This window comes from Shewanella rhizosphaerae (assembly GCF_019457655.1).
In the GTDB taxonomy this organism is placed as follows: Bacteria; Pseudomonadota; Gammaproteobacteria; order Enterobacterales; family Shewanellaceae; genus Shewanella; species Shewanella loihica.
Genome location: NZ_CP080420.1, coordinates 4091109 through 4104350, shown reverse-complemented (window position 1 = coordinate 4104350; position 13242 = coordinate 4091109). Strand labels below are relative to the sequence as shown.

The 13242-nt window shown below is 49.6% G+C and carries 9 protein-coding genes; 6 read left to right on the top strand and 3 right to left on the bottom strand.

Going from position 1 to position 13242, the window contains the following annotated elements:
- Nucleotides 1-11 precede the first annotated feature (11 nt).
- From pilB to nadC, 3 genes are all read right to left on the bottom strand, one after another.
- Complete coding sequence (gene pilB / locus K0I63_RS17745; protein WP_220081891.1) at nucleotides 12-1721, bottom strand: type IV-A pilus assembly ATPase PilB; 1710 nt, start codon at nucleotides 1719-1721, stop codon at nucleotides 12-14.
- Between the two features lie 87 nt (nucleotides 1722-1808).
- Nucleotides 1809-2255, bottom strand: a complete 447-nt coding sequence (locus K0I63_RS17740; protein ID WP_220081890.1) for a pilin — start codon at nucleotides 2253-2255, stop codon at nucleotides 1809-1811.
- A 923-nt stretch (nucleotides 2256-3178) separates the two neighbouring features.
- Complete coding sequence (gene nadC / locus K0I63_RS17735; protein ID WP_011867231.1) at nucleotides 3179-4060, bottom strand: carboxylating nicotinate-nucleotide diphosphorylase; 882 nt, start codon at nucleotides 4058-4060, stop codon at nucleotides 3179-3181.
- A 446-nt stretch (nucleotides 4061-4506) separates the two neighbouring features.
- Here nadC and ampD point away from each other — a divergent pair, with 446 nt between their 5' ends.
- The 6 genes from ampD to lpdA all read left to right on the top strand — a co-directional run bounded on the left by ampD (nucleotide 4507) and on the right by lpdA (nucleotide 13238).
- Nucleotides 4507-5052 carry a 1,6-anhydro-N-acetylmuramyl-L-alanine amidase AmpD gene (ampD, locus tag K0I63_RS17730; RefSeq protein WP_220081889.1) on the top strand — a complete coding sequence of 182 codons (546 nt, stop codon included), beginning with the start codon at nucleotides 4507-4509 and terminating at the stop codon, nucleotides 5050-5052.
- 56 nt (nucleotides 5053-5108) lie between these two features.
- Nucleotides 5109-5960: a beta-lactamase regulator AmpE gene (gene ampE / locus K0I63_RS17725; RefSeq protein WP_220081888.1), complete on the top strand. Its 852-nt coding sequence runs from the start codon at nucleotides 5109-5111 to the stop codon at nucleotides 5958-5960.
- A 238-nt stretch (nucleotides 5961-6198) separates the two neighbouring features.
- Nucleotides 6199-6951 (top strand): pyruvate dehydrogenase complex transcriptional repressor PdhR, encoded by a 753-nt coding sequence (gene pdhR, locus K0I63_RS17720; RefSeq protein ID WP_011867228.1) that lies wholly within the window; start codon nucleotides 6199-6201, stop codon nucleotides 6949-6951.
- 69 nt (nucleotides 6952-7020) lie between these two features.
- The gene (gene aceE / locus K0I63_RS17715) at nucleotides 7021-9687 is read left to right on the top strand and encodes a pyruvate dehydrogenase (acetyl-transferring), homodimeric type (protein WP_011867227.1); all 2667 of its coding nucleotides are present in this window, start codon (nucleotides 7021-7023) and stop codon (nucleotides 9685-9687) included.
- An 11-nt stretch (nucleotides 9688-9698) separates the two neighbouring features.
- Entirely contained in the window at nucleotides 9699-11657 is a 1959-nt protein-coding gene (gene aceF, locus K0I63_RS17710) for a dihydrolipoyllysine-residue acetyltransferase (RefSeq protein ID WP_220081887.1), read from the top strand.
- Between the two features lie 153 nt (nucleotides 11658-11810).
- Entirely contained in the window at nucleotides 11811-13238 is a 1428-nt protein-coding gene (lpdA, locus tag K0I63_RS17705) for a dihydrolipoyl dehydrogenase (protein ID WP_041509825.1), read from the top strand.
- The last annotated feature ends 4 nt before the right edge of the window (nucleotides 13239-13242 follow it).

The window sequence follows — 13242 nt, the reverse complement described above, 5'->3', positions numbered from 1 at the left end:
GCTTACGATCTCTAAAAACTGGTGACGCGGTTTATTTCGGTAATGCTCGTCACACCGGCAATGACCTTGCGTAGTCCAGATTCCCGTAGATCTCGCATGCCTTGCTCTTTGGCCTGGTTTGCTATTTGTAACGAGTTGCCTCCTTCCATGATAGTACGAGCAATCTCATCTGACATTTTCATTACCTCATAAATACCTACGCGACCTTTATAGCCGCCTGAACAGAGATCGCAGCCAACGGGCTTGTAGACAGTAAATCCTTGATCTATTTGTGCTTGGGTAAAGCCTAAATTGAGTAGTTCGTGCTCTGGCACGTCTTCTGGTTGACGGCATTCGGTGCAGAGCCTTCTCGCCAGACGCTGTGCAATAATTAGATTAACTGAGCTGGCGATGTTGTATCCGGGGACGCCCATATTGATGAGACGAGTGAGTGTTTCCGCAGCCGAGTTGGTATGTAGGGTTGATAGCACCAAGTGGCCGGTTTGCGCAGCCTTAATGGCGATTTCAGCGGTTTCCAGGTCACGGATCTCACCAACCATGACTACATCTGGATCTTGACGCAGAAATGAGCGCAGAGCAGAAGCGAAGGTAAGGCCCGCTTTTAGGTTAATATGAACCTGATTGACGCCTTCTAAGTTAATTTCAACTGGGTCTTCTGCGGTTGAAATATTGCGCTCTTCGGTGTTGAGAATATTAAGGCCTGTGTAGAGAGATACAGTTTTACCTGAGCCTGTAGGGCCGGTTACCAAGATCATGCCTTGAGGTTTGGCAAGCATCTCCTCGTATAGTGCCCTTTGATCGTCTTCATAACCTAGCTTTTCGATGCCGAGCTGCGCCGAAGAAGAGTCCAAGATACGCATCACGATTTTTTCGCCCCAGATGGTGGGCAAGGTGCTGACTCGAAAGTCGATTGACTTAGTGCGAGATAGCTTCATCTTGATACGGCCATCCTGGGGCACGCGGCGTTCGGCGATATCGAGCTTAGACATTACTTTTAAACGAGCTGAGATACGACCAGCCAAGTTAACCGGTGGCTCAGAGACTTCGTGTAATATGCCATCGATACGAAAGCGAATGCGGTAACGCTTCTCGTAAGGCTCAAAGTGCAGATCTGATGCGCCTTTACGTATGGCATCTGTTAATATTTTATTGATATAGATGACGATAGGGGCGTCATCACTGGCATCACCCTGCTGTTCTTCCTGGCGCTTGTCTGTATCGGTAATCTCAATGCCGGATAAAGAGTCTTCATCTATACCATCTAGATCGAGCGCTGATATATCTTCTTCGAGAACCTTTTCTAACGCTAAGGTTAACTTGTCATCTTCGACCAGAATGGCTTCGGCATGGAGCCCTGCACTAAATTGAAAATCTTCTAAGGCGGCAATATTGGTCGGATCTGAGGTGCCGATATAAAGGCGATTACCACGTTTAAATAAGGGTAAACATTTATGTTTTTCTATCAGTTTCTTGTTGAGAAAATCTTCTGGAATGCTGCTTATGTCGAATTCATTTAGGTCTAACAGCGGCGTGCCATATTCTTCGTAGCAGAGTTCTGCTATTTCTCTGGCTGATAGTAGTTTTTCCGATACTATCGTTGATACTAAAGATAATTTTGATTGGCGAGATTTCGTTATTGCCGTTGCAACTTCTTCTTCGCTTAACATTTGTTTGCGAATAAATAGCGTGGATAACCCTAGATGAAGTCCAGTTGTAGGCATATTAAATCAAACTAACGTCCGCGTTATGATAAAGATAATAGGGACAAGCCAATAGGCTTGTCCCTCGATTAATTTAGCTAAGTTAGATTATGGAGCTGGAGCAGCCGCAGCAGTACAGCCTTTAGGACGATATTTAGCATCAACATCTGTATTACATGTCCACACACCATCTGCACTTCTATTTAAGGTAAGCTTTTTACCATTGACATAAGTGGCGTTACCACCTTTTAATGTACATTCCATGGCAGTTCTAGCTGTTAAGGCTAGATCGCAATAAGTACCGGTTGTAGCTTGTTGACCAACATAACCAGCGTTTGTTGTCACTAGAGAAGGGTCGATATCGTCCAAGACGGCAACTTCAAAAGCATTTTTGAGCCCAGAAACTTCTGACAGGCCACCACCGACTTGAGATTTAATTGTGTAATCTTGATAAGCAGGAAGTGCAATTGCGGCGAGAATACCGATGATTGCAACAACGATCATTAATTCAATCAGGGTGAAACCCTTAGCGTTAGTCTTTTTGAAACCTTTCATTTTTACTCTCTCCATTTGACAGAACTCTGACTCGACTTGTCTCAATGCTGATTTTTAGGATAACAGCACTTCTATTCTAGTAGTTAGCCCTTTAGTTATAGCCAAACTTGTTGCGAAACACTACTCAATTACCGCAACTTATCTGCTCTATGGCTAAGGCCCTTACTCTCGAATTAGTGGCTGAAACCTATTGGTTCAACTTGCTCCTGCCTAGCTTAAGACATCGTCCTTGGTCAAATCGTTATTGCTATCAACTAGTATTTTATGAATTCCTGAATGAATTAAGCGCTTAGGTAGTTTTACCATGGCTTACTTTTCATTTTCGGCTTTCACTCTAAGTTTGATTTATCTTCAATCGGCAAACTGCACCATTTGGCAATTTAGTTTATCAAAATCATCATGTTACAATTAATTTTTCTCTTCTAACCCAGTACAGCTAATTTGCTGCTACTCATTCAGTGGCACTCTCGCATAAAGCTTCCAGTTAACATGTAAATGTTAAGGGGATGTTTCATTGAACGTGTCGCTAGCCTAGAAAATCCTCAATTAACGATAATTAATGCTTTCGACTTACTAAGTCGGTTTACCTTCATGGTAAGCTGGCCGAAAGGGCCATCTCGCCTAAAGCCAAAGTTAGTACAAAGTTAATAAAAAGGGAACCGTAAATCGCATCAAAGTACTAATTTAATGGTGAATTTGTCTAATAAAGTTTTTTTTTGTAAAAAAAGTTATAGCGTAATTATGACTTTGGCTGAAAAATTGGCGATCGAGATAATAGTGTCAATTTTATAGCGGTTAAAACACCGCATTTGACCCGCTCATTTTACCTACAAGATTTGGTGAAACAGGGTTTGTTGCACAAATGTTGCTCAGCTTGGTTGGGGATAATACCAAGCTGATCATTCAATTCTTATTACGAAAAATTAGTCTTTGAGGCGTAGCGACAGATCCAGTGCCTTGACGTGTTTAGTGAGGGCTCCGACTGAAATGTAGTCTATGCCTGTCTTGGCGTAGTCTGAGATTGTGTCTAGGGTCACGTTGCCCGATACCTCGAGTTTTACCCGCTGGTTTTCGTTATAGCTATTATTTAGCTCTACCGCCTCTATCATCATGGTGACGTCAAAATTGTCGAGCATAACGATATCGGCGCCTGCGTCGAGCGCCTGCTTGAGTTCATCTATGCTTTCGACTTCGACCTCCACTAGCTTGTCGCTGGCAAGCTGGCGGGCGGCATTAATGGCAGAGGCAATTGAGCCACTGGCCATGATGTGATTTTCCTTGATCAGGAAGGCATCGAACAAGCCGATACGATGGTTCTTGCCACCACCGCAGGTGACGGCATATTTTTGCGCTGTGCGCAGACCTGGAATCGTCTTGCGGGTATCTAATAGCTTGCAGTGGGTGCCCGCCAGTCTGTCGACATAGAGTTTGGTTAGGGTGGCAACGCCTGATAGTGTCTGGATGAAGTTCATCGCGGTGCGCTCACCGGTCAGAATGGCACGGGCCGAACCTGACATTTCACAAAGCACTTGGTTCGGTAAGACGAGATCGCCATCGTCCACATGCCAATGTAAGGCAACTTCACCACCTAGCTGGTTAAAGACTTGTTCTGCCCATGCTTTACCACAAAAGACCCCTTCTTCGCGGGTGATCAAGCTAGCCTGCGCATACTTATCACTAGGAATAAGCTGAGCCGTGATATCCAGACTTAACTTTTCTTCGGCAGTAAGATTTGAATCGGCCTGAAAACCTAAATCTTCTTCGAGTGCGACTTTGACGGCTAATCTAATGTCATTTTCCAGCATCTTTCTTTCCTCATGGCGGCTCGCCGCACTCCCTGAGCTTATACCAATCGTAATAAATAATTGATCATTCTAGCTTGTTAAAACGCTCGATAACTACATTAATATTTTTAATTGTAGAATAACTACTTATCTAAAAATCTTGCTTTGTTCTCAAGCGTTTTTTCTGCGCTATTTCTGATCACATACTTACTGTGATTGGTATTACACTTAAGCTCGAATGGGTTATCTCTCTTGATTCAAAGGCTGCGAGCACTTAGCTATATGCCGTTAATAGTAACAAATCCCTGATTGAAAAAGCAGGGATATTTAGCGCTACGCGGTGAAGATAGACGCAATTTGTGCCGATTTGTAATCATTGCTCTCGTGTGACTGGCGGCTATCATCCGAATTGGGGTAAAGTGCTAACGGCTTGATATTGTTTGGAGGTAGATTGGTCTGTGGCTAACATGACATTGCATAAAGGTTGGATTCGAGAGTGTCGACAGTGTGTCTCGCCACATTTTAATGCCCGTCCAGATGATGAGGTGAGCCTGCTGGTGATCCACAACATTAGCCTGCCTGCCGGGCAGTTTGGCTTGCCCTATATCGATCAGCTTTTCCAAGGCTGTTTGGATATTCAGGCCGATGAGAGTTTTTGCGACCTACAAGGATTAGAAGTGTCGGCGCATTTTCTGATCCGGCGAGACGGCGAGTTGGTGCAGTATGTCAGCTGTGATGCTCGCGCCTGGCATGCCGGCGTCTCCTCGTTTGCAGGGCGAGCGGGTTGTAACGACTTTGCTATAGGTATAGAGCTTGAAGGTACCGATAGCCTTGCCTATACCGACGAGCAGTATGAGCGGCTCACGCAATTAACCTTGGTCTTGTTTGACGCATATCCTATGCTCAATAGAAATCTTATCGTCGGGCACAGTGACATAGCCCCAGGGCGTAAGACAGATCCGGGCGAGAGTTTCGACTGGCACAGATATCGCGCTAGCCTAGTGACTGAATAAAACCGTTTAGTTGACCGACAAACACAATAATCAGATGGAAGGGAGAGGGGAGTAAGATGGCACTGTTTTCCTTATTGTTGGCGATCATGATAGAGCGCCTCAAGCTATTACCCCAGGCATGGCAGCTAGAAACCCTATTAGCCTTGTATGCCAAGAGTTTCTTTGGCCGCAAGCAGCTAACCAATGATCTTATGATGGCGATTGCGCTGATTCTGCCAGCAATAGCTGTGCAGGTGCTGGCCTGGTTCGTGGCCGGCATGTTTTGGGGGCTGTTGAGCCTCGGGCTATGGGTCGGGGTGTCGATTCTCTGTTTCAGTCATCTCAAACAGCGTCAGGTCTTCAAACAGTATATACAGGCAGCCTGTCGCGGCGATGCCCAGGCTTGTTATCATTTTGCCGATGAGCTCGACCCCTATGTGTCACTCAATGCCGTTTCCGAGCAAGACCTAGGCGAGAAGGTCGGGCAAACGGTTGCCTGGCTTAACTATCGCTTCTATGGTGCCGTGGCCTTATACCTTATCTTCTTCGGACCGGCCGGTGCCGTGCTCTACTGTACCGTGCGTTATTTCTCAGACGATGCCAAGAGCCGAGGCGCGGAGCTTCCCATAGTGGATGCCGCCTTGATGCTGTTGGACTGGCTGCCGAGCCGCCTGATCGCCCTGGGTTACGTACTCAGCGGCCACTTTTCGCTGGCATTTAGTCGTTGGCGCGAGCAGGCATTGTGCTGGCGCTGCCCTGCGCGAGATGTGATCTCAGAGGTTGCCTTGGCGGCAGAGACAGTTGAATTTAATTCACCTACACCAATTTGCGTCCAATCGACCATCTCTTTGCTACAGTTGAGTAAGCGAAACTTTATCTTACTCGTGATCGGTCTCTCTTTGCTGACGATCTTCGGGGTGGTAGTGTAGGGACTGGGCGAGACCGGCGGCTATTTAGCGCCTGACTCGCTTCGTTGCTTCTACTTAATGCCAACCTTAGGTGCTTGGAGCAATGGTCAGACCCCTTAATCATAAATATAAGCTATTCTCACAAATCGTGAGTTTACATGAAGCAGATCACGAACTGGACATCTGAAATGTGATTTGATAAAGTGCGCTCAGTCAATTAAATTGGTAAGACCAATTTACAATAGGAGCTGAGGGCCATATGGCTTATAGCAAAATCAACCAGCCAAAAATTTCTGACGTGATCATGAATCAGCTGGAGCAGATGATCCTAGAGGGGAGTCTGCAACCGGGTCAGAAGTTACCACCAGAGCGTGAATTGGCACTGCAATTCGAAGTCTCTCGACCATCTCTTCGTGAAGCAATTCAAAAGTTAGAAGCAAAAGGCCTGCTGCTGCGTCGTCAAGGCGGTGGAACCTATGTCAAAGAGCAACTTTGGCAGAGTCTTGCCGATCCTATTGTGGAACTGATGCACAGCGATTCCGAGAGTCAGTATGACCTCCTCGAGTTTCGTCACGCCACTGAAGGCATGATGGCTTACTTTGCGGCGCTTCGGGGTACCGATGCGGACATGCAAAACATCAAAGAAAAAATCCAAGCGGTAGAAGCTGCGTCTGACATCGAGGCGAAGGCAGAGGCGATCGTGTGTTTTTATCGCGCCATTGCCGAGGCCTCTCACAACGTGGCTATGCTGCATTTGGTACTGAGTTTATCCCCCGTGCTGCATAAGAATGTGGCGCAAAACCTAGAGTTGCTTAAGCGAAGAGCTGATGCCTCTAAAATGGCGAACGAGCATAGGCAAGATCTTCTTGCCGCCATCGTGCGTCGTGATCCCGAAGCCGCAAGAGAAGCCTCAAACGAGCATCTAAGCTACATTGAGGAAGTGATGTTGTCTGTGAGGGAAGAAGATAGCCGGTTGCAGCGTAGTCTGCGCCGTTTGAAGAGTGGCGCGTAGGCTTAGGTCTAGCTGCCACTTTTTATTATTCAATTCATACAATTAATGTATATAGGGAAGGACTGCGAAATGTCTGAACATATGCTGCAAGATTTAGATCCGTTAGAGACTCAAGAGTGGGTCGATTCATTACAAGCCGTATTAGAGCAAGAAGGTCCGGAACGTGCTCATTTTCTTCTTGAGAAGCTAATCGACAAGGCTCGTCGTAACGGTACACATCTGCCTTATAAGGCGACCACCGCCTACCTCAACACGATTCCTGCCGGTCAGGAACCTCATATGCCAGGTAACCAAGAGATGGAGCGTCGCATTCGCGCCATCATTCGTTGGAATGCCTTGGCCATGGTACTGCGTGGTTCGAAGAAAGATCTTGAGTTGGGTGGCCACATTTCCAGTTTCGCCTCTAGTGCAACCATTTACGATGTTTGCTTCAATCACTTCTTCCGTGCACCAAACGAGAAGGATGGCGGTGACCTGGTTTACTTCCAGGGTCACATCGCTCCTGGTATCTATGCGCGCTCTTTCCTAGAAGGTCGCCTGACCGAAGATCAGCTGGCTAACTTCCGTCAGGAAGTCGACGGCAAGGGTCTATCATCTTACCCACACCCTAAGTTGATGCCTGACTACTGGCAGTTCCCAACAGTTTCTATGGGTCTGGGTCCTATCCAGGCTATCTATCAGGCACGTTTCCTGAAATACCTGACCGACCGTGGTCTGAAAGATTGCTCTGAGCAAACCGTATACTGCTTCCTGGGTGATGGTGAGTGTGACGAGCCAGAAACGCTAGGTGCTATCGGTCTGGCCGCTCGTGAAGAGCTGGACAACCTGGTCTTCATCGTTAACTGTAACCTGCAGCGTCTAGATGGTCCTGTACGTGGTAACGGCAAGATCATTCAAGAGCTTGAAGGCGAATTCCGCGGCGCTGGCTGGGAGGTGGCTAAGGTTATCTGGGGTCGCTACTGGGATCCGCTATTGGCGCGCGACACCAGCGGTAAGCTGCTGCAGCTGATGGAAGAAACCGTCGACGGCGAATACCAAAACTGTAAGGCCAAAGGTGGCGCTTACACCCGTGAGCACTTCTTCGGTAAGTACCCTGAAACCGCCGAGATGGTCGCTAACATGTCAGATGATGACATCTGGCGCCTCAACCGTGGTGGTCACGATCCAGTGAAGATCTATGCCGCGCTGCAACACGCTAAGAACACTAAGGGTCGTCCAACCGTTATCCTGGCTAAGACTGTTAAAGGTTATGGTCTTGGTGATGCCGGTGAAGGTAAGAACATCGCGCACAACGTTAAGAAGATGGACATCAGCGCCGTACGTTACTTCCGTGACCGCTTCAATATCCCGATCCCTGACGACAAGCTAGAAGAAATCCCTTTCTATCACCCAGGTCCAGATTCGGAAGAGGTGAAGTACCTTCAAGAACGCCGCGCCGCGCTGCACGGTTCTATGCCGGCTCGTCGTCAGAAGTTCTCTGAAGACCTCGAAGTGCCTTCACTGAAGATCTTCGACTCTATCCTCAAGGGCTCTAACGGTCGTGAGATCTCAAGCACCATGGCGTTCGTCCGTATACTGACTGCGCTGCTGAAAGATAAGAAGATAGGTAAGAACATTGTCCCTATCATCCCGGATGAGGCGCGTACCTTCGGTATGGAAGGTCTGTTCCGTCAGGTGGGTATCTATGCTCACGAAGGACAAAAGTACGTACCACAAGACTCGGATCAGGTGGCTTACTACCGCGAAGATAAGTCAGGCCAGGTACTGCAAGAGGGTATCAACGAGCTAGGCGCCATGTCTTCTTGGGTGTCTGCGGCGACCAGCTACTCGGTTAACGATACGCCAATGATCCCATTCTACATCTACTACTCTATGTTTGGTTTCCAACGTATTGGCGACATGGCATGGGCGGCAGGTGATATGCGTGCTCGCGGCTTCATGGTTGGTGGTACGTCAGGTCGTACTACCCTGAACGGTGAAGGTCTGCAGCATCAGGACGGTCACAGCCACGTATTGGCTAACACTATCCCTAACTGTATCTCTTACGACCCGACCTATGGTTATGAGATTGCAGTTATCGTTCAAGACGGTATCCGTCGTATGTACGGCGAAAACCAGGAAGATATCTTCTACTACCTGACCACGATGAACGAAAACTATGTTCAGCCTGAGATGCCAGAGGGTGCCGAGGAAGGTATCGTCAAGGGTATCTACAAGCTGGAATCAGTGTCTGGTAGCGGCAAGGGTAAGGTACAGCTAATGGGCTGTGGCACCATCCTTGAACAAGTTCGTAAGGCGGCGCAGGCGCTGGCGAAAGACTTCGGTATCTCGTCAGACGTATTCAGCGTGACCAGCTTCAACGAGCTGACTCGCGACGGTCAGGCGGCAGAGCGTTACAACATGCTGCACCCAACCGAGACGCCTAAGCAGGCTTATATCAGCCAGGTGCTGTCTAGCGATTCACCAGCCGTTGTTGCCACCGACTATATGAAGATATATGGCGAGCAGCTACGCGCCTATGTTCCTACCGACTACAAGGTGCTGGGTACCGACGGTTTCGGCCGCAGTGACAGCCGCGAGAATCTGCGTCACCACTTCGAAGTGGACGCCAAGTTCATCGTGATCGCCGCACTGAAGTCGCTGGTTGACCGCAACGAGTTGCCAGTTGAAGTACTCTCGCAAGCAATTGCCGAGTACGGCATCGATGTTGACAAGATCAACCCACAGTTCGCGTAAGGGGATAGAGAATGGCTGAATTAAAAGAAGTTTTAGTCCCCGATATCGGTGGGGATGAAGTACAGGTTATCGAGATCTGTGCTGCGGTGGGCGATACCCTCGCCGCCGAAGAATCGATCATTACCGTTGAAAGCGACAAGGCGACCATGGATATTCCTGCGCCTTTCGCCGGTAAACTTGCCGAGATAAAGGTCGCCGTGGGCGATACCGTCTCTGAAGGTACACTTATCGCTATGATGGAAGCGGGTGAGGCGCAGGCCGCCGAGCCTGCACCAGCGGCAGCAGAAGTGGCTCCTGCAGCAGCACCGGCTACGCCTGCTCCGGCAGCGCCTGTTGCTGCGGCGCCAGCCTCTGCACAAGTGATTGAAGTGACAGTGCCGGATATCGGCGATGCTTCAGATGTCGACGTGATTGAAGTGCTGGTGGCCGTGGGCGACAGCATAGATGTCGACACTGGGCTTATCACGCTGGAAACCGACAAGGCGACCATGGAAGTACCAGCGCCTGCAGCCGGTGTGGTGAAAGAGATGAAAGTGGCCGTTGGTGACAAGGTCTCTCAAGGCTCTCTGGTTCTGATGCTTGAGGTGAGCGGCGGTGAAACTGCGACTCCTGCGGCAAGCGCGGCTCCAGCACCAAGCGCAGAGGCTGCGCCAGCGGCCGCTGCCAGCATCGAAGTGAAAGAGATTAGTGTGCCCGATATCGGCGACGCGTCTGACGTCGATGTTATCGAGGTATTGGTGGCTGCTGGTGATGTGATCGAGGCCGACCAAGGCCTGATCACTCTGGAAACCGACAAGGCCACCATGGAAGTACCTGCACCGTTCGCCGGTAAGCTGGTTTCTGTGACCGTTAAGGTGGGTGACAAGGTTTCTCAGGGTAGCGTCATCGCGACCATAGAGACTCAATCGAGTGCGCCCGTTGCCGCTCCTACTCCGGCAGCTGCTGCACCTGCGCCAGTTGCGCAAGCCAGTGCACCAGCGCCAGCGGCGAGTAAGCCGCCTGTGCCGCATCACCCAAGTGCCGGTAGCAAGCCGGTAACAGGTGCCGTGCACGCCTCGCCAGCGGTTCGCCGTCTGGCTCGCGAGTTTGGTGCAGACCTGACTCAGGTAACTGGTACTGGTCCTAAGGGACGTATTCTGAAGGAAGACGTTCAGGCCTTTATCAAGTATGAGCTGTCTCGTCCTAAAGCCTCTGCGGCCACTAGCGTGGGCGCCGGTGAGGGTGGTCTGCAGGTGATTGCAGCGCCTAAGGTTGATTTCGCTAAGTTTGGTGAAGTGGAAGAAGTGCCGCTGAGCCGTATCCAGAAGATCTCTGGACCTAACCTGCACCGTAACTGGGTCACTATTCCACACGTGACTCAGTTCGACGAAGCCGACATCACAGAGATGGAAGCCTTCCGTAAGCAGCAAAACGAGATCGCTGCCAAGCAGAAGACTGGTGTTAAGATCACGCCGCTGGTCTTCATGATGAAGGCGGTGGCCAAGACACTGCAGCAGTTCCCAGTGTTTAACGCCAGCCTGAGCGCCGATGGTGAGTCGCTGATCAAGAAAAAGTACTACCACATAGGTGTGGCGGTCGATACGCCAAACGGTCTGGTTGTGCCTGTGGTTCGCGATGTCGACAAGAAAGGCATCATTGAGCTGTCGGCCGAACTGATGGAGATCTCGGTTAAGGCTCGTGACGGCAAGCTTAAGGCGGCCGACATGCAGGGTAGCTGTTTCACCATCTCTAGCCTGGGTGGCATCGGCGGTACGGCATTTACGCCTATCGTTAACTATCCTGACGTGGCGATCTTAGGGGTTTCTAAGTCTGAAATTAAACCTAAGTGGAATGGTAAAGAGTTCGAGCCTAAGTTAATGTTGCCGCTCTCTTTATCTTACGATCACCGTGTGATCGACGGCGCCATGGCGGCACGCTTCAGCGTGACCCTGTCAAGTATGCTGTCCGACATACGCACACTTATTTTGTAATGATGAAGGCTACTCACCATGAGTAGCCTTTTGTTTAACTCCTTGAAAGGTTAAAATGCGGCCACCTTACAAGAACTAACGTTCAAAAAGCTGGCGTCATAATGGGTTGGGCCGGAATTCCTCCCAACACAATGAGAAAGAATAGAGGAAAACATGAGTAACGAAATCAAAACTCAGGTAGTGGTTTTAGGTGCAGGCCCTGCAGGTTATTCAGCAGCATTCCGTGCTGCCGACTTAGGTCTAGAGACTGTTATCGTAGAACGTTTCAGCACCCTAGGTGGTGTGTGTCTGAACGTGGGTTGTATCCCATCTAAGGCACTGCTGCACGTTTCAAAGGTGATCGAAGAAGCTAAGGCCATCTCAAACCACGGTGTGGTGTTTGGCGAGCCACAGATCGATCTCGATAAGCTACGTGAGTTTAAGCAGAGTGTTATCAGCCAGCTGACCGGCGGTCTTGGCGGCATGTCTAAGATGCGTAAAGTGAACGTGGTTAACGGCCTGGGTAAATTCACCGGTCCTAACACCATCGAAGTTGCCGGCGAAGACGGCGTGAAAGTGGTTCACTTCGAGCAAGCGATCATCGCTGCGGGTTCTCGTCCAATTCAACTGCCTTTCATTCCTCATGAAGATCCACGCATCTGGGATTCGACCGATGCGCTTGAGCTGAAAGAAGTGCCTGGCAAGCTGCTGGTCATGGGCGGCGGTATTATCGGTCTTGAGATGGGTACTGTTTACTCATCACTGGGTAGTGAAATCGACGTGGTTGAGATGTTCGACCAGGTGATCCCTGCTGCCGATAAAGATATCGTTCGCGTCTACACCAAGAAGATCAAGAACAAGTTCAACCTGATCCTCGAGACTAAGGTGACTGCCGTTGAAGCGAAAGAAGACGGTATTTATGTCTCTATGGAAGGCAAGAAGGCACCGACCGAGCCAGTACGCTACGACGCAGTATTGGTTGCTATCGGCCGTACACCTAATGGCAAGCTGATCGACGCCGACAAGGCTGGCGTAAACATCGATGAGCGCGGTTTCATCAATGTCGACAAGCAGATGCGTACCAACGTGCCACACATCTATGCTATCGGTGACATCGTGGGTCAGCCTATGCTGGCACACAAAGGTGTGCATGAAGGCCACGTCGCTGCCGAGGTGATTGCTGGCATGAAGCACTACTTCGATCCTAAGGTGATCCCATCAATCGCCTACACAGATCCTGAAGTGGCTTGGGTTGGTCTGACCGAGAAAGAAGCCAAAGAGCAAGGCATCGCCTACGAAACAGCAAGCTTCCCATGGGCGGCAAGTGGTCGTGCAATCGCCTCTGATTGCTCAGACGGTATGACTAAGCTGATCTTCGATAAGGAAACTCATCGCGTGATCGGTGGTGCTATCGTGGGTGTTAACGGTGGCGAACTGCTGGGCGAGATCGGTCTGGCTATCGAGATGGGTTGTGATGCCGAAGATCTGGCACTGACCATCCACGCTCACCCAACACTGCATGAGTCTGTCGGTCTAGCGGCCGAGATCTACGAAGGTTCAATTACCGATTTGCCTAACCCTAAGGCTAAGAAGAAAAAGTAATTGC